General features: G+C 56.9%; 18 protein-coding genes. 11 read left to right on the forward strand and 7 right to left on the reverse strand.

The features are described 5' to 3' along the window. The first annotated feature begins 149 nt into the window (after positions 1–149). A complete protein-coding gene (yoaE, locus tag ABLV75_RS24470) occupies positions 150–1,709 on the forward strand; it encodes a CNNM family cation transport protein YoaE (protein WP_004103301.1) in 1,560 nt (519 codons plus the stop codon). Between the two features lie 38 nt (positions 1,710–1,747). Here yoaE and ABLV75_RS24475 read toward each other — a convergent pair whose 3' ends face one another. The 4 genes from ABLV75_RS24475 to pabB form a co-directional block, all read right to left on the reverse strand. Further along, a complete protein-coding gene (locus ABLV75_RS24475) occupies positions 1,748–3,310 on the reverse strand; it encodes an EAL domain-containing protein (protein WP_004113734.1) in 1,563 nt (520 codons plus the stop codon). Positions 3,311–3,438: 128 nt separating this feature from the next. Then, positions 3,439–4,803, reverse strand: coding sequence for an L-serine ammonia-lyase (gene sdaA, locus ABLV75_RS24480; RefSeq protein ID WP_064370031.1), 1,365 nt, complete (start codon positions 4,801–4,803; stop codon positions 3,439–3,441). A 223-nt stretch (positions 4,804–5,026) separates the two neighbouring features. Continuing rightward, entirely contained in the window at positions 5,027–5,605 is a 579-nt protein-coding gene (locus ABLV75_RS24485) for a CoA pyrophosphatase (protein WP_004103295.1), read from the reverse strand. A 3-nt stretch (positions 5,606–5,608) separates the two neighbouring features. Then, positions 5,609–6,964, reverse strand: a complete 1,356-nt coding sequence (gene pabB / locus ABLV75_RS24490; RefSeq protein WP_004103293.1) for an aminodeoxychorismate synthase component 1 — start codon at positions 6,962–6,964, stop codon at positions 5,609–5,611. A gap of 90 nt (positions 6,965–7,054) precedes the next feature. Between pabB and ABLV75_RS24495 the strand changes: the two genes are divergently transcribed. Next, a complete protein-coding gene (locus tag ABLV75_RS24495; protein WP_004103292.1) occupies positions 7,055–7,234 on the forward strand; it encodes a YoaH family protein in 180 nt (59 codons plus the stop codon). A gap of 17 nt (positions 7,235–7,251) precedes the next feature. Here ABLV75_RS24495 and ABLV75_RS24500 read toward each other — a convergent pair whose 3' ends face one another. Both ABLV75_RS24500 and ABLV75_RS24505 read right to left on the reverse strand, forming a co-directional pair. Then, positions 7,252–9,264, reverse strand: coding sequence for a heparinase II/III family protein (locus ABLV75_RS24500; RefSeq protein WP_004103290.1), 2,013 nt, complete (start codon positions 9,262–9,264; stop codon positions 7,252–7,254). Next, the gene (locus ABLV75_RS24505) at positions 9,264–10,502 is read right to left on the reverse strand and encodes an alginate lyase family protein (RefSeq protein ID WP_004103289.1); all 1,239 of its coding nucleotides are present in this window, start codon (positions 10,500–10,502) and stop codon (positions 9,264–9,266) included. Before ABLV75_RS24505 ends, ABLV75_RS24500 begins: the two co-directional genes overlap by 1 nt. Positions 10,503–11,028: 526 nt before the next feature. Here ABLV75_RS24505 and ABLV75_RS24510 point away from each other — a divergent pair. Genes ABLV75_RS24510 through ABLV75_RS24530 form a run of 5 tightly spaced genes read left to right on the forward strand, consistent with a single transcriptional unit; the run spans position 11,029 to position 16,375 of the window. Continuing rightward, a complete protein-coding gene (locus tag ABLV75_RS24510) occupies positions 11,029–12,318 on the forward strand; it encodes a sugar ABC transporter substrate-binding protein (RefSeq protein WP_004103288.1) in 1,290 nt (429 codons plus the stop codon). Positions 12,319–12,329: 11 nt separating this feature from the next. After that, positions 12,330–13,271 (forward strand): sugar ABC transporter permease, encoded by a 942-nt coding sequence (locus tag ABLV75_RS24515; RefSeq protein WP_004103287.1) that lies wholly within the window; start codon positions 12,330–12,332, stop codon positions 13,269–13,271. Between the two features lie 9 nt (positions 13,272–13,280). Further along, on the forward strand, positions 13,281–14,120 hold the full coding sequence (locus ABLV75_RS24520) for a carbohydrate ABC transporter permease (protein WP_004103286.1): 840 nt from the start codon (positions 13,281–13,283) through the stop codon (positions 14,118–14,120). Positions 14,121–14,130: 10 nt separating this feature from the next. Then, positions 14,131–15,225, forward strand: a complete 1,095-nt coding sequence (gene ugpC, locus ABLV75_RS24525) for a sn-glycerol-3-phosphate ABC transporter ATP-binding protein UgpC (RefSeq protein WP_004103285.1) — start codon at positions 14,131–14,133, stop codon at positions 15,223–15,225. Between the two features lie 7 nt (positions 15,226–15,232). After that, positions 15,233–16,375, forward strand: a complete 1,143-nt coding sequence (locus ABLV75_RS24530) for an alginate lyase family protein (RefSeq protein WP_004103283.1) — start codon at positions 15,233–15,235, stop codon at positions 16,373–16,375. A gap of 167 nt (positions 16,376–16,542) precedes the next feature. Here the strand turns inward: ABLV75_RS24530 and ABLV75_RS24535 are convergent, their stop codons facing one another. Continuing rightward, a complete protein-coding gene (locus tag ABLV75_RS24535; RefSeq protein ID WP_004103281.1) occupies positions 16,543–16,887 on the reverse strand; it encodes a RidA family protein in 345 nt (114 codons plus the stop codon). Between the two features lie 132 nt (positions 16,888–17,019). Between ABLV75_RS24535 and ABLV75_RS24540 the strand changes: the two genes are divergently transcribed. From ABLV75_RS24540 to fadD, 4 genes are all read left to right on the forward strand, one after another. Next, complete coding sequence (locus ABLV75_RS24540; RefSeq protein WP_004103279.1) at positions 17,020–18,930, forward strand: ATP-dependent DNA helicase; 1,911 nt, start codon at positions 17,020–17,022, stop codon at positions 18,928–18,930. 67 nt (positions 18,931–18,997) lie between these two features. Beyond that, positions 18,998–19,693, forward strand: a complete 696-nt coding sequence (tsaB, locus tag ABLV75_RS24545) for a tRNA (adenosine(37)-N6)-threonylcarbamoyltransferase complex dimerization subunit type 1 TsaB (RefSeq protein ID WP_004103277.1) — start codon at positions 18,998–19,000, stop codon at positions 19,691–19,693. A gap of 43 nt (positions 19,694–19,736) precedes the next feature. Next, positions 19,737–20,321 carry a Slp family lipoprotein gene (locus ABLV75_RS24550; protein WP_004103275.1) on the forward strand — a complete coding sequence of 195 codons (585 nt, stop codon included), beginning with the start codon at positions 19,737–19,739 and terminating at the stop codon, positions 20,319–20,321. Between the two features lie 208 nt (positions 20,322–20,529). Next, positions 20,530–22,215 carry a long-chain-fatty-acid--CoA ligase FadD gene (gene fadD / locus ABLV75_RS24555; RefSeq protein ID WP_085955773.1) on the forward strand — a complete coding sequence of 562 codons (1,686 nt, stop codon included), beginning with the start codon at positions 20,530–20,532 and terminating at the stop codon, positions 22,213–22,215. The last annotated feature ends 20 nt before the right edge of the window (positions 22,216–22,235 follow it).

The following is a 22,235-nucleotide window of genomic DNA, read 5'->3' on the forward strand; positions in this document are numbered from 1 at the left end:
ATAGCCCGCTATATGGATCGTCACCGACGCCTTTTCACCTTCCGGCATTCGTCTGCCGCCATCACCTGCTACGTTTTTTCACCAGCAACAAGTGTCTCGTCTGTGCATGACACAGCGATGACTACGCCTGTCGTTAACTGGAGCTGCTCATGGAATTCTTAATGGATCCCTCTATTTGGGCCGGTTTGCTGACGCTTGTCGTCCTTGAAATCGTATTGGGTATCGACAACCTGGTATTTATCGCCATCCTTGCCGACAAGCTGCCGCCAAAGCAGCGGGATAAGGCGCGCCTGATCGGCCTTTCGCTGGCGCTGTTTATGCGCCTGGGTCTGCTGTCGGTCATTTCGTGGATGGTGACGCTCACTAAACCGCTTTTCAGCGTTGCCGATTTCTCGTTTTCCGGACGCGACCTGATCATGCTGCTCGGCGGGATATTCCTGCTGTTTAAGGCGACCACTGAACTTCATGAACGGCTGGAGAACCGCCAGCATGACTCCGGTCATGGTAAAGGTTATGCCAGCTTCTGGGTGGTTGTACTGCAAATCGTGGTACTGGACGCCGTGTTCTCGCTGGATGCCGTGATTACCGCGGTCGGGATGGTTAACCATCTGCCGGTAATGATGGCGGCGGTGGTGATTGCGATGGCGGTGATGCTGCTGGCCTCGAAGCCGTTGACTAATTTCGTCAACCAGCATCCGACAGTGGTGGTGCTCTGCCTGAGCTTCCTGCTGATGATCGGTCTGAGCCTGGTCGCGGAAGGTTTTGGTTTCCATATACCGAAGGGCTACCTGTACGCCGCGATTGGCTTCTCGATTACCATCGAGTTCTTTAACCAGATTGCGCGTCGTAACTTTATTCGCCACCAGTCGACGCTGCCTCTGCGCGCGCGTACCGCCGATGCGATTCTGCGTCTGATGGGCGGCCGCAAACAGAGCGCTGCGGCACACGATAGCGATAACACCTCGGTGGTGCCGGTGCCGGAAGGCGCGTTTGCGGAAGAAGAACGCTATATGATTAACGGCGTGCTGACCCTGGCCCAGCGTTCGTTGCGCAGCATTATGACCCCGCGTGGGGAAATAAGCTGGGTGAACGCCGAGCAAAGTGAAGAGGAAATTCGCCGTCAGCTGCTCTCTTCGCCGCACAGCCTGTTCCCGGTATGTCGCGGCGAGCTGGATGAAATCATTGGTATCGTGCGTGCGAAAGAGATGCTGGTGGCGCTGGAAGCCGGTGAAAACGTTGCCGCACTGGCGTCGGCTTCGCCGGCGATCGTGGTCCCGGAAACCCTCGACCCGATTAACCTGCTGGGCGTCCTGCGCCGGGCTCGCGGTAGCTTTGTCATCGTCACCAACGAGTTTGGCGTGGTGCAGGGCCTGGTGACGCCGCTGGACGTACTGGAAGCGATTGCCGGGGAGTTCCCTGACGCCGACGAAACGCCGGAAATTATCATTGATGGCGACGGCTGGCTGGTGAAAGGTTCAACCGATGTGCATGCCTTGCAGCAGGCGGTAGGCGTCGACGATCTGGTCGATGAGGACGAAGATATTGCGACGGTTGCCGGGCTGGTCATTGCCGTCAACGGTCATATTCCTCGTCCTGGCGACGTGCTGGAACTGCTGCCCTTGCAGTTCACCATCGTGGAAGCCAACGACTATCGCGTCGATCTGGTACGCGTCGTCAAGCAGCGCCAGTATAACGACGAAGAAGAGTAACCTTTGTGCCCGTCGGTTTCATGCCGACGGGCTGTTTATTACCGCATTTCCCGACGCTTTTCCGCCGCCAGCCACTGCGGAAAGTCCTCTACCGGCATAGGTCGGGCATAATAATATCCCTGCAATAAATCGACGCCGTTGTCGCGCAGATAGGCTTCCTGCTCCTGGGTCTCGACGCCTTCCGCCACCATCACTATCTTCAGACGATGGGCGAGAGCGATGATCATGTCGGTCACCGTTGCGTTGACGCTATCGACACCAATCGCGCCGATGAAAGACTTATCAATCTTCAACACATCAGGACGCAGTTTTTCCAGCCAGGAAAGAGAGCTGTTGCCGGTGCCGAAATCGTCGATGGCCAGCTTTACTCCCTTAAAATGGAGATGTTCGGCCATATGGTGATCGCCATCCTGGAGCACGTCGCGTTCGGTGAGTTCAACCACCAGCTGCTGTACCGGATGGGCGCTAAACCAGTAGTGGTGCAGATCGCGCAGCAGTTCGCCATTCGCGAAATGGCGGGCGGCGACGTTAATGCTGATGTGAAACTGTTTATCCTGCGGAAAGAGGGCTAATTTATGGGCCGTCTGCGAAATAACGTAGCGGGTCAGGGGCAGTATCAGGTTATAACCTTCGGCGATGGGGATAAAGACATCCGGCGAAATAGCGCCTCTGCGCGGGTTATTCCAGCGCAGCAAAATCTCCACGCCGCAGCATTGCCGGGTGCGTAAGTCCTGCAGGGGCTGGCACCAAAGCGTGAACTCGTGGGCGGCGATTCCAAGGTTAATTTCCCGGGAAAAGCTCATTCTTCCCGCGGTCGCCAGCCACGCAATACCGGTCATCAACAGGCTGATTATCAGCGCCAGGGGCAGTTCGCCCGGTAGCTCATTGAAGGCGACCGCTGAGGCGCCCGGCCCGCTGACGCTAATCGTGAAAGGAAATTCCGTCGAATGCTGGCGATAGATGATTTGCTCGCCTGGCAACGCTTCGTGATCGACCAGCCCGGTGCCGCTAATAAAGCTTTTTTCACCGACGCTGAGGCCAATTCCGGTAATTAACGCCGATTTTGCATTGAAAATTAACTCGCCCAGCAGCTCGATATTAATCACCAGCAGCACGCCGTCGTCACCGCTAAGCGAAGCGGGATACCACTGGATGAGAACCGGCGTTCCCTTGAGCAACGAAGAGTCGTAGCTGAAAGTAAGCAGCGGGTGACTGGTCGGCAAGGCGGGCTGTAACTGGTGCACCGGAATATTTCGTTGACCAAAAATACTGGAGCAGTACAGCTGTTTCGACTGCACCAGGGCGATGGATCGCACTGTCTGTAGCGACGCCGCCAGCTTACGTAACGTGAGATGAATTTCCTGACAGGGCTGGTTTACCAGGTGCAGCAGGGGTGCGTGCTGTGCCGCCAGAGGCCGCAGGATATTATCCATGGCGGTCACCATTTTATTGGTGCTGATCTGGACGCGCTGCTGATTTAGGCTACGCTGCGAAATAAATCGTATTACTAACGTCGTCGTTAGCGTAAGTAGCGCGACCAGCAAGCAAACCAGAATGCGTTTCCTGCGATAGGTTGTGATAACTTTTTGTGCAGTCTGCATGCGCGACGCCCTGTCGGCTAAAAGTGTTAATGAGAGTAACAGCCGTTATAGAGCAAGTGTAGTGGGCGCAGATAATATCGAGAGGAAAAAGAAGAATGCGCCCGTGGGCGCATTCTGTTGAGCAATGATTAGTCGCACTGAACTTTGATTGCCAGGCCGCCGCGCGACGTTTCCCGGTATTTGGCGTTCATGTCCTTACCGGTCTCATACATCGTCTCAATGACTTTATCCAGCGACACGCGCGGTTCGCTGGTGCGGCGCATGGCCATCCGACTGGCGTTGATGGCTTTGACGGAAGCGATGGCGTTACGTTCAATGCACGGTACCTGCACCTGGCCGGCCACCGGATCGCAGGTGAGACCAAGGTTGTGTTCCATGCCGATTTCCGCCGCCACGCAGACCTGCTCGGGGCTGGCGCCAAGGATTTCCGCCAGACCTGCAGCGGCCATCGAGCAGGCCACGCCGACTTCGCCCTGGCAGCCGACCTCAGCGCCGGAAATGGAAGCGTTCATTTTATACAACGTACCGATAGCGCCAGATGCAAGGAAGTAACGAATATAGATATCCGGGCTGACGGACTCGATAAAGTGGTCATAGTAAGCCAGTACCGCCGGCACGATGCCGCAGGCGCCGTTAGTCGGTGCCGTGACCACGCGGCCACCGGCGGCGTTCTCTTCATTCACCGCCAGCGCGAACATATTGACCCAGTCCACCACGTTCATCGGGTCGCTGGAGAGTTTATCGCTGGCAACCAGCATCCGCCGCAGCGCCGAGGCGCGACGAGGCACGCGCAGCGGGCCAGGCAGTACGCCTTCGGTGTTCATGCCGCGGTCGATGCAGGCGCGCATGGTCTGCCAGATATTAGCAAAATAGTCTTCAATCTCTTTTTTGCTGTGCAGAGCCAGCTCGTTCTGCATCACCATGCCGGACAGCGACATGCCGGTCTCTTTGCAGTAGCCCAGCATCTCCTGGGCGGATTTGAACGGATAGGGTACGGAAAGTTCGCTGGCGCTCTCTTTGCCGAAATGCTCTTCATCGACGATAAAACCGCCGCCGATGGAGTAATAGGTTTTGCTGTAGATTTCTTTCTCGCCAGCCCAGGCATGAATGATCATCCCGTTTTCATGCAGCGGCAGGTTGTCGCTACGAAAACGCATGCCGTCATTCTGCGGGAAATCGACCTCATGCTGCCCCTGCGCCAGCAGCAGGCGTCCGCGCGTTTCAACGTCGCGAATAAATGCCGGTATCGCATCAATATCGACCGTATCGGGCTGATTGCCCGCCAGTCCCATAATAATAGCGATATCCGTATGGTGGCCTTTGCCGGTTAATGACAGTGAGCCGTAGACGTCAACCGCCACGCGCGTCACTGTATTAAGCAATCCCTTTTCGACCAGGTCATCGACGAACTGTTTACCGGCCTTCATCGGCCCTACAGTGTGGGAAGATGAGGGGCCGATCCCCACCTTGAACATGTCGAATATACTAATCACGCTAACACTCCTGACAGGGTTGTCGCGAGTGCGACAACGATGTAATCACTGCGCATAGTGTAAGAGGGAACCGGGTCATCAGCTTATGTATTCACATGAATTAAACTAATGGATAACCGCGGATTTACTAATGCTGTGAACCCGCGCTATTAAGTATATACCCTGGAGAATTCGAGTTGCAGAAAAGCTAGCTTACACGCAACCTGAAGTATGGCGGGTAGCGCTAAGGACGAGCGCCTATCTGCAGCGCCAGCTCGCGAATAATACCGGCGGTCATTCCCCAGACAAAATAATGCTGGTACCAGGATAGCCAGACGCGATGCGAATTGCCGCGGCGATGGATATCCAGCGGGTGATAGCGTCCCAGCCGCAGCGCTTCGGCCAGCGGCATTTCGAAGACCGCAGCGACTTCATCCTGGCTGGCATGATAGTGCAGGTCAGGTGGAATAATCCCTACCACCGGGGTGACCTGAAAGCCGGTGACGCTATCCACCGGCGGCAGAACGCCGATGACCTCAACCGACTCCGGCGGGATCGCGACCTCTTCCTGCGCCTCGCGCAGCGCGGCGGCGATCAGCGTCGCATCGCTGTTATCTACCGCGCCGCCGGGGAAAGCGACCTGACCCGCGTGCTTGCGCATCAGCGGCGAACGCTGGGTTAGCAGCAGCCCAGGCTGCGGGCGACGTACAATCGGGACCAGTACCGCAGCCTGACGCTGGTTAAGCGCGCTACGCGTGGGCTGCGGGCGCAGAAGCTGAAAACGCGAAAGGAAATCGTCAAGTTCGAGGGCGCTGTCCGCCATGTTTTAGCTCTCCAGTTGCTGCAGGATACGATTAACTTTATCAAAAGTTTCCTGATATTCCGCTGCTTCATCGCTATCGGCGACAATCCCGCCTCCGGCGGAGCAGTAAAGCTGCCCCTGCCAGGCCGTCAGCGTACGGATGGTAATGCTGGTATCCATATTGCCGCAGAAGCTGAGATATCCGATGCTGCCGCACCACGCATTGCGCCGCTGCGGCTCCAGCTCATCGATGATCTCCATCGCTCTGACCTTCGGCGCGCCGGTAATTGAGCCACCGGGAAAGGCCGCGCGCAGCAGGTCGGCGGCGTGCAGATGGGAAGGCAATCTGGCGGTCACGGTGCTCACCAGGTGATGCACGGCAGGGAAGGGCTCCACCACAAACAGTTCGGGCACCCGGACGCTACCGGGAGCGGCAACCCGGCCAATATCGTTGCGCATTAAATCGACGATCATCAGGTTTTCGGCGCGGTCTTTTGGCGAGTTCGCCAGCTTTTGCGCCTGCAGCGCGTCCTGCTCAGGGTCGGTCAGCCGGGGGAGCGTCCCCTTAATCGGCCTGGTTTGAATTTCGCCTTGCCGAAGCTGAATAAAGCGCTCGGGCGACAGGCTTAATACTGCCCCTTCATCCAGGCGAATAAAGGCGCTGAACGGCGCGCGATTGGCGCGGTTAAGCTGACGGAAGGCCTGCCACTCATCCCCACGATAGCTTGCCGTAAACCGCTGCGCCAGGTTGACCTGATAGCAGTCGCCGCTGTGCAGCCAGGCCTGGATCTGGCGAAACTTCTCGCCATACTCTTCGCGGCTCATATTTGAGCGCCACGCTGAGGTCAGGGTAAAGGTTTCGGCGACAGGCTCTGCCTGTGCTTCCAGCCACGCCAGGCGCGCCTGCGGATCGTCATAGCTGAATAACGACACCTCCCGACGCTGGTGATCGACGATCAATGCCCAGTCGTAGATCCCCACCGCCATATCCGGCAGCGCGATATCCGCATCCGCTCGTGACGGCAGAGATTCAAAGCGGCGGCCCAGATCGTAGCCGAACAGCCCCAGCGCGCCGCCGAGAAACGGCAGATGCGGATGAGGCTGCGGATGCAGGTTGAAGCGCGCCAGCTGCTGATGCACGAGCGTGAGCGGATCGGCGTCAGAGGTGATGACGGTTTCCCCCTCGTTGATGATGGTCGTTTGACCACGCGTTACCAGCGTGGCTCGCGGCTGGGCGACAACAATATCAAAACGATTATGCGGATGTTCGGCAAAGCCGGAATGCAGCAGCATCGCCCAGGGCCGGGAACTTAAGGAGCTAAAATAGTATTCAGCGGCATCCGGACGCCAGGGCAGGGAAATCATAGCGGGGGACAACATCGTCTTCTTCAATCCTGATCGTTACCGCCCGCTGGTATACAAGAGGACGGCGTGAAATAATTACGCCCCACAATGTAGCAGGAGTCAGTCATGTTTGCAGGTTTACCTTCGCTGAGCCACGAGCAACAGCAAAAAGCAGTGGAAAGAATTCAGGAGCTGATGTCCCAGGGCATGAGCAGCGGCCAGGCTATTGCTTTAGTGGCCGATGAACTGCGCGCCTCCCATACCGGCGATCGGATTGTGGCGCGCTTTGAGGATGAAGACGAGTAAACTCCCTCCAGTTGAGATCAGGTGCCGCTTTCCGCGAACGGAAAGATCGCATCGGGTCGTTTCCCGGGGGCGTCGTAAAGCGTCACGTGCGTCACGCGCTCGCCGCGCCAGAAGGTAATTTGCGTCCCGACTGGCGTATGATTCACTTGCACTTCCGTCAGCGGTGCGCTGTTGGCAAAATCCCACAGGCAGACAAAACGCGCCTGCGGCAGGTGACTGCGTATGACCAGATAGCTGAGATCGTGAGTCGCCGGGTTATCGGGCGCCACTCCCTGCCAGAGTTCACCATCACCGGAAAGCCAGAGCGCAACGGTATCGCCGTCGCGCGCAAAGTGGCGCGGCTGGCAGCCGTTCAGCGGCGCCATGGTTGCATTGGCCATATGCCGCAGCGGTCCGCTGAGCGAAAAGGGCTGCGGCGTGCCGCTCTGATCCAGCGCCTGCGCCGCCAGGTGCAAAGTCCAGTCGAGCTGCTGGCGATGTGGGTTCTCTACGGTAGAGAGATCGATCAGCACCTCTTCAAGCCATAGCAGGCGACGGCGAAAGCGCACATCTCGCCAGGCCGTCGCGTCCCACTCGACGCGGCTATGACTGTCTAGCTCCGGCGGCGGCTTGCCCCAGTCAACCTCGCTGTCCAGCCACAGAGCGTCGCTATCCATATGCCAGCCTGATACCTGCGGATTGGCCGGAGGCTGGTTGGTCTGATTGACGGAAAGCGTATTATGGGTGGCGCTGTTTTTGTAGTAGTCGTAGTGCATTTTCGCGCCGTAGCCGGTTGTGCCCATATCCGGGAGCAGCCAGCCGTCGTGATGCCAGAGCATCAGCCCCAGCCTGTCGTAATGATCGTGTTCGCCGCCCCAGGGACTGTGCTTTATCAGCAGCGCCTGCTGCGGGCGCCGCCAGAGAGTGAGCCCCGCGCCTGGCGCAAACAGCGATTGCTGAGGAATGAGCTCCTGCGTCGTTTCAGGCAGCGGCTGGTTGCGCCACAGCAAGGTCTCGCGGACATCAGGTTCCGTTTCAATAAACTGCAGCACGGCGGCGTAGAGCGGGTCACGCCAGATAAACCAGGCGAATTCGTACAGATCCCGGTGTCGCAGCTTTTCTTGTCCGGCGAGGCAGTCGTTGAGGCGAGGGAAGGTTCCGTCCGGCAGCAGCAGCGACAGCGGGAACTTCAGCATCGGCTGATACCAGGGGCCATCCAGCAGGCTCCAGCGAGTGCCGCGCGCCAGTTTTTCAAAGGCAAAAAAGCCCTGCAGCGCGTAGTAGTGGTAGTGAATCGAACCTTCAAACCATAGCCCCTCCGCCAGCAGGCCCTTTTCCAGCTGCCAGCGCAGGCCGTAAGGCTGGTTAACGGCGAATTCCAGCAGGCTCTCATCTTCGAGAACGAAACCGAGAACGCCAAGCGCCGCGCTAATTTTGACTTCGTGATTATGAATCTGCGCAGTGCGGTGCTCGCGTAGAAACGTTGCCGCGCAGCGCAGCAGGTTGTCGCGAATATGCCGCTCTTCGGCGGAGGTTAAGCCGTCGCGAATAAAGTCATAACCCAGCGCCATCTCCAGAATACAGTTGGCTTCACACAGCGTCTGGGCGTTCATCTTCCCCGGTCCGTTGTTGGGAATATCACCGTGAATTTGATAGCCGGGATAGACGTCAGCGTAACCCATCAGCAGCGTGCGAACTTTATCGCGATACGCCGTTTCGCCGGTCAGCCGCCATATCAGACCAAGCTGCTGACAGGCGCTGGCGTTACGACCGTTCATTTCTCGCCACCATGCGCCGTCCCACGGCTCACCGCTGAAAATTTCGCCATCAACCGGGCAGGCGTGGCGATGAGGCATATCCGCCCGCCACGTCAGCCGCACGCCGTGATGGGGGCAAAAATAGTAGAGGTTCCAGCTGGCGATCCCCGTTTGTGGAATGAGCGCCGTCGCGTCAAGCTGCGGTTGCGCTTCCTGCACCAGCCGTTCAAGCAGACCGCTATCGCCGGCTGCACGTCTGGCAATGTCGGGCCAGAGTCCAGAAAATTGTTTCATTAGCGGTTATCCCTGACCTCTGACGATGGGGAAAGCGGAACAATGAGCGTGGTGATATCGTCGGGATATTTCGCTCTTAACCATTGCGCTTTGGCGCGGAACAGGGGATCTTCCGGCCAGGCATGCGCGGCGGTGGCCATATTGCGCAGCGCTTTCTTGTCGTCCATCTTATCAAGGTCTTTCCAGGGCCATGGCGTATCGCTGTTAATAAACCCGGCGATGTATTGATAGCCTTTGCGCAGGCTATGGTCGTCGAGGGTGAAGTTCCAGATATCGACGCCCGCCTTCTCGCCCAGACGACCCAGTCGGTTATAGGCTTCAAGGTTGAAATTGCTGTAGTGCCACGGACGCGTGCGCTCCAGCTCGCCCATCTGGCGGCCTTCAATGTCGAATTGCCCGGCAATTCGTCGCAGCTGGGTGATGTACAGGCGCTGTTTCGCCTCGTCAGTTTTACCGCTAAACAGGGCGAAGGTCGCGGCCTGCATATCAAAATAGCTGCCGTGGTTGTTGTGCCAGTTATCTTCTTCGAAACCGTTCTGGCTGGTGGTCATCCACTGGTAATACTCGCCAAACCACTGCTTTAATGCGCTAACGTCGTTTTCGTTCAGCGCCTCTGAGGATTGCAGCAGGGCGATAGCATCCACCACCTCTACCAGCGCGCGGCTATCAATAATGCCGATACCGCGTCCGGTATTAATGCCGGGAATGGCCTGGGCATATTGCAGGTTGGGATTCATGCGCGTTTGTGGATCGATAAACCAGCTCTTCAACTGGGCCGCCGCCTTCTGCGCGTAGCGATTGTCCTGGGTGAAGTACCACGCCAGCGCAAGGGTTGATACGTCGTTACTCATCTTCACCAGGCGGTTTTTATCGGTGGCATCGCTATTGGCATCCGGGTTGGTTTGCCCATCCTTACGAATATAGGGCAGTCCGTCTTTCGTATCAGGGTTCGGCCACCAGTAGGGAGGGAAACTATAGTAGTCGTGCTTATCGCCGCTGGCGGCGACCAGGGTTTTATCCATCACCGAGAACAGCGGATGCTTGAGCGCCAGATCGGCTTTTTTTTGCAAAGCCGCTTGCGCCTGCACGAATAGCGGATCTTTCGCGGCAATCTGCTGGCGGCTAAAGGTTAAATCCTTTCCGTCGAGCGTGTACGGCTCAGCGGCATATGAGGAGGCGCTAAGGCCGGAACAAAACAGCGCAATGCCTAACAAACCTCGGCGAGGTATTGAGATCATAGTGATAACCCTTCTGCATAATATGAGAAAAGATAACAACAGAATTATACCTGTCGCGTATTTTAATGACGCATAAAACAGGCGGTTTAATTAAAGGCGAACTATTTGAATATTCGATGGCGTGCAGTGTAAAAGACAAAGTGATTTTTTTTGTGATATCCATCAAACTTATTGTCATGGATAAATAATGGCGTTTTTAATGCTGCCGCCGTCACACAATTTCGCCTTTTTCCAGATTTTTTGAATGTTTTAACAAAATCAGTAAATTTATAATTTATTGATATTATTCGATATTTTATTTGTGTCACCTTTTTTGTCACTTCTTGATGTGATCTGCTTCTATTTTTTGATTTTTGAAACGCGATTTCTTTTTAGTGTGGTTGTATTGGGAAATACATTTCTATCTAATGAAGGGAAATATTTCTTACGTCTGCTTTATTAACGTCTTAGCGATATTCAAATACCTTGCTGTGTATTAATTAAGAATTTAATTACCTTTGTGCCCTACAATAAAGGATATGCCATCATGTCTGCCAATAAATTACGTTCACTATTACTTCTCACCGCACTCGGGCTCGGCGTTAGCCAAAGCTATGCGGCTACCACCCTCAACGTTTGGATCCGCGCCAGCAACGACTCGAAAAATATCTACAAACAAGAAGCGGAAAAATTTGAAGAATCAACCGGTATCAAAATCGCGTATTTCAACGCCACTACCGACTTTGAACAGCGGCTGGCGCGCGCCACGGCGGGCAACGCCTTACCCGATCTGATTTTTAACGATGCGGCTTCGCTGGGGCAGTTTATCCAGCTGGGTATTGCCGAAGAAATTGACCCGCAAGCGATCGCCGGCGGCGACCAGCTATTCCCGACGGCCTGGAAAAGTACCCGCTATATCGACGGCAAATACTACGGCGTACCGACTTCAGCGCAAACCTTCGCGCTGTTCGTACGCAAAGACTGGCGTGAAAAACTGGGGCTGCCGCAGCCTAAGAGCTGGGATGATATCCAGACCCTGGCGAAAGCCTTCACTACCCAGGATCCCGACGGCAACGACAAAAATGATACCTACGGCTTTATCGTTCCCGCCTCCACGACACGCGGCTACGCCAGCTGGTTTATGAGCAGCTTTATCTGGCAGGCGGGCGGTGATTTCGTTAAAGAAGAGAGCGGAAAGTTCAGCGCCTCGCTCAATACGCCGGAAGTGGCTCAGGCGATGACCTTTATGCGCACCATGATGTGCGAAAAAGTCACCCAGCCGGGGGCGATTAACGCCACCACCGCCGACGTTATTCCATCCTTCCGCTCAGGGCAAAGCGGCATGTTCTTTAGCGGCCCGTACCATATCGCGCTGTTCGATAAAGATCCCGGTAAAGACAATTTTGAAGTGGTTCCGGTGGTGGGGCCAAAAGGCGAAGCGACTCTCGCGGAGGGCACCACGGTCTTTATGATGAAGAGCAGTAAACAGAAAGAGGCGGCGCGTAAATTTATCGAATTCATGATCTCGCCGGAAGGCCAGGAGATCGGCATGGGTAAAGGCAGCCAGCATATACCGGTGGTGCGCCTGCCGGTGAATAAGAACGTCGACGTCAAAGCCGTTTATCAGGACGCGCGCTGGGAAACTTTCGCCAGACTTTACAATGAACAGGGACGCTACGTGCCGCAAATTCCTAACTGGACGCCGGTACGTCAGGTGGCCGCCGACGGTTTTAACCGGATTTTTGCCGACTGCAGCAGCGATATCGCCGGCGAGCTGAAAACTATCGACGGCAAGGTGAACGCTGAGCTGAAAAAACAAAACGTGCTGGCTAACTGAGGACACAAGTGATGACGCTGCATGAGACGAAGTCCTCGCCGATAAAGCAGGCCGCTTCGCCTGACTCAACCGGATGGCTGAGCGCAAAGCGTAAGCGGGCGCTGATCCCGTGGCTGTTTTTGGCGCCTGCGCTGATTATTTTCAGCTGGTTTAAGTTTATCCCGATGATTCAGGGTCTGGTGATGAGCTTTTACAAGGTCAACTTTAATCAGCCGAACGAGTGGGTAGGACTCGATAACTTCACCCGCGCTTTTGCCGACGCAGAGTTGCACGCGGCGGTGGTGAACACTTTGCTGTACGTGGTGGTAACGATGTTCGCCGCGGCTATCCTGGCCTTCTTCCTCGCCATGCTGCTGGAAGGCCCGGCGCGCCATCTGCGCTTTATTCGAACCGCCATCTTTTTACCTGCGGTCACCAGCGCGGCAATCGTCGCTGAAATGTGGCGCATTTTGTTCAACCCGACGCCCAATGGAGTGGTTAACCACATCCTCAGCTGGTTTGGCGTCGCCGATCAGGGCTTCCTTGCCAGCTCCGATCAGGCGCTGGGGGTCATCATGCTGCTGCATATCTGGAAAGCGGTGCCCTACAACATGGTGATTTTTATTGCCGGTCTGGCGGGGATCAGCCGCGATTTATACGATGCGGCGAACGTCGACGGCGCCAGCTGGTGGAATCGTCTGCGCTACGTCACGCTGCCCGGCATGATCCCGGCGCTCTCGGTGGTGCTGATGCTCTCCTTTATCCGCGGTTTCCGCGTGTTCGCCGAGGTGTACGCCACCACCGGCGGAGGGCCGTCTAACGCCACGGAAATGGTGATGACCCATATCTACAAACTGGGTTTTGAGCAGTTTGACTATGGCTACGCCTCGGCGGTGTCGTTTCTGCTGTTCACCTTCACGGTTGTATTAACCCTCTGTCATCTGACGCTGAAAAAACGTATCGCACGTTACTAAGGAGCCGCGATGTTAAGTAAACGTTGGGATACAGCAGGGCGCTGGTGCATTTACGCGCTGCTGCTGATTGTCTTCGTCGGGCCGTTCTGGGGCATCGTGGCCACGGCCTTCAGCGGTGCGCCGGTGAAGCCGGGCGAGCTGCTGGCCTGGCCGAATCAGTTCTCGCTGGAAAACTTCATCTTTGCGTGGATGGATATCGGCGTCTGGCAGTACCTGCTGAACTCTATCCTGGTGGTGTTCTTCGGCACCGTTCTACAGGTGTCGGTCAGCGCGCTGGCGGCGTATGCCCTGGCGCGGAAAAAGTTTCGCGGCGTGGCGCTGGTGAGCCTGGTGATTTTGTCCACCATGATGCTGCCGGAAGAGGTCATCGCCATTCCGCTGTACATGATTATTAACTGGCGACTGCCGCTGATCGATGCCTCGCTCTACAACAGCTACCTCGGGATGATTTTGCCGGTGGTTGGCTGGGCTTTCTCCATCTTTGTCCTGACCGAATTTATGTCGGCGATACCGAAAGAGCTGGAAGAGGCGGCGCGGATAGACGGCGCCAACGAATGGCAGATTTTCTTCCATGTGATTCTGCCGCTGGTGAAACCGGCGCTCGGTACGGTAGTGACGTTCGGCTTCATTATGATTTGGGACCAGTACCTGCTGCCGCTGATTGTGGTTAACCAGGACAGCCTGAATACTATTCCGGTGATCCTCGGCACGCTGCGTACCGATGAGAGCATCACGCCGAACATTTTTATCGCTATTACGCTGCTGGCGATGCTCCCCAGCATCATCGTCTATCTGGGTCTGCAAAAACATTTCAACCGCGGGATTATGTCCGGCGCAGTCAAAGGATAAGGAGTGACCAATGGGATCTGTTGTACTGAATAGCGTGCGTAAATCGTATGGTGATGCGCACGTCATTAAAGACGTGTCGCTGACTATCCCGGACGGTGAATTCTGCGTTCTCGTTGGCCCCAGCGGCTGTGGGAAATCAACCCTGCTGCGCATGATCGCCGGCCTGGAGGAGATCTCTGGCGGCGAGGTGCATATTAACGAGCGCAACGTTACCGAGGTAGAACCGAAGCTGCGCGATATTGCGATGGTGTTTCAGAGCTATGCGCTCTACCCGCAGATGACGGTGCGTGAAAATATGGGTTTTGCCCTGAAGATGGCGCGCCTGCCGAAAGCGGAGATTAATCAGAAGGTTAATGAAGCCGCTGCGCTGCTGGGGCTCGAACCGCTACTGGAGCGCTTGCCGAAGGATCTCTCGGGCGGCCAGCGCCAGCGGGTGGCGATGGGGCGGGCGATCGTGCGTAAGCCGCAGGTGTTTTTGTTTGACGAACCGCTCTCCAACCTCGACGCCAAGCTGCGAACCCAGGTGCGCGGCGAAATTCGCGAGCTGCATCGCCGGCTGAAAACCACCTCGGTGTACGTCACCCACGATCAGATTGAAGCCATGACCATGGGGCAGATGATCGTGGTGCTGCGCGATGGGCGCATTGAGCAGGCGGGGACGCCGCTGGAGTTGTACGACCGGCCGGCGAATCTGTTCGTCGCTGGTTTTATCGGTTCGCCGGAGATTAACCAGCTGTCGGGCGTCGTGGTTTTGAACGGCAGCGCCACCAGCCTGCGTCTGAAAGATGGCTCGCTGCTGGCTTTGCCCGCTGGCCTTCAGGTAGCCGACGGTCAGCAGGTGGTGTACACCATTCGCCCTGAGCAGGTCAACGTCGTCCACGAAGCGCGCGACGATGCGCTGGCGGCGAAGGTGACGGCGGTGGAGAATACCGGCTCGGATATGCAGCTGTTTTGCGATACCGGCGGCGGAGCGTTTACCTCGGTGTTCAAACAGCGTCTGGCTGTAAAAGAGGGCGATAAGATCTGGCTGCAGCCGAAGCTCTCCGGCGTGCACCTGTTCGATGGACAAAGCGGCCAGCGCATAGCGTGCCGGGAGGAAAACTAAGGTGGCGATGAAGCTGTACACCCTTGACGAAACCTGCCTGGAAAACGCCCGGGCGGGCTTAAAGCAGCCGTTCTCGCCGCTGCAGCTGGCGTTAAGCAAGCTGGTGTCGGAGGCCGACATCCTGCGTCGAGAGGCGCCGGAAAGCGTGGTGCATAAAAAGCTGCGCCCGGCCAGCGGCGACGCGCACGATTACTACAGTCTGGGTACCTACTGGTGGCCGAATCCGCGGCGGCCCAACGGGCTGCCCTATATTCGTCGCGACGGGCATATCAATCCGCAATGTGAAAACAACGATACGGACACCTCGCGCATTATCCGCATGTGCGAACGGTGCCTGACCCTGGGGCTGGCATGGTACTTTACCGGCCAGCGCCAGTATGCGCAGGCCGCGGCTACGCAAATACGCTGCTGGTTCCTGGATGCCGACACGCGGATGAATCCGCATCTGAACTACGGCCAGGCGATCCCGGGGATTGTATCCGGTCGCGGCACCGGGCTTATCGATACTCGCTTAATGTGGATGGTGGTGGATACCATCGGCCTGATCAACACGGCGAGCGTGCTTGATACCGATGATATTATCGGCCTGCACCAGTGGTTCCGCGACTTTAACCACTGGATGTACTACAGCGAAATCGGCCACTCAGAGTACGTCTGGCACAATAACCACGGCACCTGGTACGACGCCCAGCGGACGGTTAACGCGTTATTCTATGGCGATAAAGGGCTGGCGGCGCGGATCATTGAGCAGGGAATTACCCAGCGTATGGCGGCGCAGATTGACCAGGATGGCCGACAAACGATGGAGCTGGAACGCACCATCCCGTTCCACTATTCGCTATTTAACCTGGAGGCGCATCTGCTGCTCAACCGCTACGCCGAACATGTTGAGTTCGATCGCTGGAACACCATCCGCGACGGGCGAGGGGTGAAGCAGGGCATCGACTATCTGGTGCCGTTTATTCGCGAGCCGGAGCTCTGGCCGTACAGCGATCTGCAGGGGATCGTGTGGGATAGCGCGCTGCGCGTACTGCTGCAGTCAGTGCGGGGTTATGCAAAGCAGTCTGCCAGCTATCGTGATGCGCTGAAGTGTGTGCCCCAGGAGACCTTACAGTTAAAGGAGCAACTGATGTGGTGTCCGGGCGGATAGAACAATGCTTCTTGCCTCCCGACGGCGCTGTGCCTGGTCGGCCTGGCTGATATGTAGCCCGATAAGGCGTTTACGCCGCTATCCGGGGAATGCGCCGGAGAGCGGCTTTGGCGCGGCTTCTTCCCGGGCGGCGCTACGCTTGCCCGGGCTACGGGGCCTCGGCTGTCTTACACTGCGGCGATGATTTTAATCTCGACTTTATACTTCGGATTCATCAGTTTCGCCTGTACGGTACAGCGTACCGGCGCATGACCGGCGACGACCCATGCATCCCAGGCCTGATTCATCGCCGCAAAGTCTGCACCGTCGGCGAGGAAAATAGTCGTATCAAGAATACGTGATTTGCTGCTGCCCTGTTTCTCCAGCACCGCATCGATCTGCGCCAGCGTATCAGCGGTTTGCGCGCAGGCATCGGCATCGAGGTTGGACGGTACGCCGGTGTAGTACAGCGTCTGGTTATGAATCACCACATCAGACCAGCGGGCTTCGGCATCAATACGCGTAATGGTCATGTTTATTTCCTCTCTGTTCCGGTTCATTAAGCTGCGGCAAGACTGCCATAATGTTTCATCTGCGTCACTACCTGCACTGGCGAAAACCCCTCCACCCTGACATAATCACTGTCCAAATAACCAGGGGGTAATGTGATCGACGATTTTGCAGCAGACGGCCAGCTGGCCAGCGCGATTGCCGGATTTAAGCCGCGCGAGCCGCAGCGCCAGATGGCTTTCGCCGTCGCCAGTGCAATTGAAGAAACTCGTCCGCTGGTGGTGGAGGCGGGCACCGGGACCGGGAAAACCTACGCCTACCTGGCGCCTGCGCTACGCGCCAACAAGAAAGTCATTATTTCCACCGGCTCGAAAGCGTTACAGGATCAGCTCTACAGTCGGGATTTACCCACTGTCGCTAAAGCGCTGAACTTCACCGGTAAACTGGCCCTGCTGAAAGGGCGTTCGAACTACCTGTGCCTGGAGCGTCTGGAACAGCAGGCGCTCGCCGGTGGCGACCTGCCGGTGCAAACCCTCAGCGATGTCATTCTGCTGCGCTCGTGGTCTAACCAGACCGTCGATGGCGATATCAGCACCTGCGTTAGCGTGGCCGAAGATTCCCAGGCCTGGCCGCTGGTCACCAGTACCAACGATAACTGCCTCGGCAGCGACTGCCCCTTATATAAAGACTGTTTTGTGGTGAAAGCGCGGAAAAAGGCGATGGATGCTGACGTGGTCGTCGTCAATCATCATCTGTTCCTCGCCGATATGGTGGTCAAAGAGAGCGGCTTTGCCGAACTGATTCCGGAAGCGGAAGTGATGATCTTCGATGAAGCGCATCAGCTGCCGGATATTGCCAGCCAGTACTTCGGCCAGTCGCTCTCCAGCCGCCAGCTGATGGACCTGGCGAAAGATATTACTATTGCTTATCGCACCGAACTTAAAGACACCCAGCAGCTGCAGAAGTGCGCCGACCGCCTGGCCCAGAGCACGCAGGATTTTCGTCTGCAGCTGGGGGAGCCCGGCTATCGCGGCAACCTGCGCGAGCTGCTGGCGGATAACAATATTCAGCGCTCGCTGCTGCTGCTTGATGATGCGCTCGAACTCTGTTACGACGTGGCAAAGCTGTCGCTGGGCCGCTCGGCGCTGCTCGATGCCGCTTTTGAGCGGGCCACCGTATACCGAGGCCGCCTGAAGCGGTTAAAAGAGACCAATCAGCCCGGCTTTAGCTACTGGTATGAGTGTACTTCCCGCAACTTCACCCTGGCGCTGACCCCGCTGACGGTGGCGGATAAGTTTAAAGAGGTGATGGCGCAAAAGTCCGGGAGCTGGATCTTCACCTCGGCGACGCTATCGGTCAATGACGATTTGCACCACTTTACCGATCGTCTGGGCATAGGCGACGCGCAAACGCTGCTGCTCCCTAGCCCCTTCGATTATGCCCACCAGGCGCTGCTGTGCGTGCCGCGCAATTTGCCGTTACCGAACCAGCCCGGCGCCGCGCGACATCTGGCGGCGATGCTCAAACCGCTGATTGAAGCCAACGACGGGCGCTGCTTTATGCTCTGCACTTCGCACGCCATGATGCGCGACCTGGCGGAACAGTTTCGCGCCACCATGACGCTGCCGGTTCTCCTGCAGGGAGAAACCAGCAAAGGCCAGCTTTTACAGCAATTCGTCAGCGCCGGAAATGCGCTGCTGGTGGCGACCAGTAGCTTCTGGGAAGGGGTGGACGTGCGCGGCGATGCGCTTTCTCTGGTGATTATCGACAAGCTGCCGTTCACCTCGCCGGACGATCCGCTGCTGAAAGCGCGGATGGAGGATTGTCGCCTGCGCGGCGGTGATCCTTTTGATGAGGTCCAGCTACCGGACGCCGTCATCACCCTCAAACAGGGCGTGGGGCGTCTGATTCGCGACATCGACGATCGCGGGGTCCTGGTTATCTGCGACAACCGTTTGGTTATGCGCCCCTATGGCGCCGTCTTCCTCGCGAGCCTTCCGCCTGCGCCGCGCACGCGCGATATCCGTCGGGCGGTGCGTTTTCTTGCGGTGCCGTCGGCGAGGTAATCCGGCGCAAAATGTGGTAAGCTGCGCGCCATTTTGTCAATCTGCTAGAGCGAGAGCGCGACAACCCATGCGAATTTTAGCTATCGATACCGCCACGGAGGCCTGCTCCGCGGCGCTGTGGAATGATGGCACCCTCAGTGCTCATTTTGAAATCTGCCCCCGCGAACATACCCAACGTATCCTGCCTCTGGTGCAGGATGTCCTCAATGAAAGCGGCACGCTATTAACCGAGCTTGACGCGCTGGCCTTTGGCCGTGGGCCGGGCAGCTTCACCGGCGTGCGCATTGGTATCGGGATTGCGCAGGGGCTGGCGCTGGGGGCCGAGCTGCCGATGATCGGCGTGTCCACGCTGGCAACCATGGCGCAGGGCGCATGGCGAAAAACCGGCGCCACCCGCGTGCTGGCCGCCATCGACGCTAGAATGGGCGAAGTTTACTGGGCGGAATATCAGCGCGATGAACAGGGCGTCTGGCACGGCGAAGAGAGTGAAGCGGTGCTGAAGCCGGAAGCGGTTCGCGAGCGTCTGCAGCAGCTGGAGGGCGAGTGGGCTACCGTCGGCACCGGCTGGCAGGCGTGGCCGGATATGGCTACCGGCTGCGGCTTAACGCTTGCCGACGGCGAAATTGAGCTTCCTGACGCGCAGGATATGCTGCCGCTGGCTTGCCATCTGTTTACGGTGGGAAAAACCGTGGCCGTTGAACACGCTGAACCAGTTTATTTACGCAATGAAGTGGCGTGGAAGAAACTTCCTGGCCGCGAGTGAATCTCAGTAACTATATGTCTGAGAAGAAGGAAGGAGTCGCGTCATGGCGGGTCAAAAAACGGTAGTGCGTTGGTTAGTCGCGGCAGCAGTGGTTGCTGCGCTGAGCGGGTGCGCTTCGGTACCGGATGCCATTAAGGGCACCACCCCGACGCCGCAGCAGGATTTAGTTCGCGTGATGAACGCGCCGCAGCTGTATGTCGGTCAGGAAGCGCGCTTTGGCGGGAAGGTCGTCAGCGTGCAGAATCAGCAGGGTAAAACCCGCCTAGAAATTGCCACCGTTCAGCTTGACGGCGCCGCGCGTCCGGAGCTGGGCGAGCCGTCGCGAGGTCGTATCTTTGCCGACGTAAACGGTTTTATCGACCCGGTGGATTTTCGCGGGCAGCTGGTCACCGTGGTTGGCCCGATCGTCGGCGTCGTCGACGGTAAAGTCGGCAATACGCCGTATAAATTCATGCTGATGAACGCTACGGGCTACAAGCGCTGGAACGTTGTCCAGCAGGTGGTCATGCCGCCGCAGCCGATGATGGACCCGTGGATGTTCGGCCCGCGCCCGTGGGGCTACGGATACGGCGGCTGGGGCTGGTATAATCCCGGTCCTGCCGAAGTCAGAAACGTTGTAACTGAATGATTTTGTAGTTTTTGTAAGTTCAAAGAAACAGCGGCTGGTCCGCTGTTTCTTCGTTTTCAGTCAAATAAGAAAAATAAATAGTGACGCGCTTCGCAACCTGTAAAACGCCTAATTAATAAACTGGTACGCTGAGTTAATATAATGTTAACAAAATGTTTGTTGATCAGGGGTTGTGATGACGACGAATAACTATTTCAGAGGTGATGCAGTGAAAAAGGTTTGGCTAAACCGTTATCCCGCAGACGTTCCTGCGGAGATAAACCCTGACCGCTATCAATCCCTGGTTGAACTGTTTGAACACGCCGTCCGCCGCTATGCCGACCAGCCGGCCTTTATTAACATGGGCGAGGTGATGACCTACCGCAAGCTGGAGGAGCGCAGCCGCGCGTTCGCCGCTTATCTTCAGGAAGGGTTAGGCCTGCAAAAAGGCGACCGTGTCGCGCTGATGATGCCTAATCTGCTGCAGTATCCGGTGGCGCTGTTTGGTATCCTGCGCGCTGGCATGATTGTCGTGAACGTCAATCCGCTTTATACCCCGCGCGAACTGGAACATCAGCTTAACGACAGCGGCGCCGCCGCCATTGTGATCGTTTCCAACTTTGCGCATACCCTGGAAAAGGTGGTTGATAAAACCCAGGTCAAGCACGTGATTTTAACCCGCATGGGCGATCAGCTTTCCACGGCGAAAGGGACGCTGGTTAACTTTGTGGTGAAGTACATTAAACGGCTGGTGCCAAAATACCATCTGCCGGACGCCATCTCGTTTCGCAGCGCGCTGCAGCACGGCTACCGCATGCAGTACATTAAGCCGGAAATCGTCTCTCAGGATCTCGCTTTTCTTCAATATACCGGCGGCACAACCGGCGTGGCGAAAGGGGCAATGCTGACCCATCGCAATATGCTGGCGAACCTTGAGCAGGTGAACGGTACCTACGGGCCGCTGTTGCATCGCGGCAAAGAGCTGGTTGTTACCGCGCTACCGCTGTATCACATCTTTGCGCTGACCATGAACTGCCTGTTGTTCATTGAACTGGGCGGGCAAAACCTGCTGATCACCAACCCGCGCGACATCCCAGGCCTGGTCAAAGAGCTGGCGAAATATCCCTTCACCGCGATGACCGGAGTCAATACCCTGTTTAACGCGCTGCTTAACAACAAAGAGTTTCAGCAGCTCGACTTCTCTTCACTGCATCTCTCCGCCGGCGGCGGAATGCCGGTACAGCAGGTCGTTGCGGAGCGCTGGGTTAAGCTGACCGGGCAGTATCTTCTGGAAGGCTATGGCCTGACGGAGTGCGCGCCGTTGGTGAGCGTCAATCCGCACGATATCGACTATCACAGCGGCAGTATTGGCCTGCCAGTGCCGTCCACCGAAGCGAAGCTGGTGGATGATGACGATAATGAAGTTGCGCCGGGAGAGCCGGGGGAGCTGTGCGTGAAAGGGCCGCAGGTGATGCTGGGCTACTGGCAGCGCCCTGATGCTACCGCTGAAATCATTAAGGACGGCTGGCTGCATACCGGCGATATCGCGGTGATGGATGACGAGGGCTTCCTGCGTATCGTCGATCGCAAAAAAGATATGATCCTTGTCTCGGGCTTCAACGTCTATCCGAATGAAATCGAGGATGTGGTAATGCAGCATTCCGGGGTTCAGGAGGTTGCTGCGGTTGGCGTACCGTCCGGAAGCAGCGGTGAGGCGGTGAAAATTTTCGTGGTGAAGAAAGAGCCGACGCTGACGGAAGAGATGCTGATCGCTTTCTGCCGTCGCCAGCTGACCGGCTACAAGGTTCCGAAGCTGGTTGAGTTTCGCGATGAGCTGCCGAAATCCAACGTCGGGAAAATTTTACGTCGAGAACTGCGTGACGAAGCCCGTGCTAAAGTAGACAATAAAGCCTGAGCTAAGAGTGAATCGCCAGA

This window comes from Klebsiella sp. CN_Kp066, from assembly GCF_040065135.1.
Classification (GTDB): domain Bacteria; phylum Pseudomonadota; class Gammaproteobacteria; order Enterobacterales; family Enterobacteriaceae; genus Klebsiella; species Klebsiella oxytoca.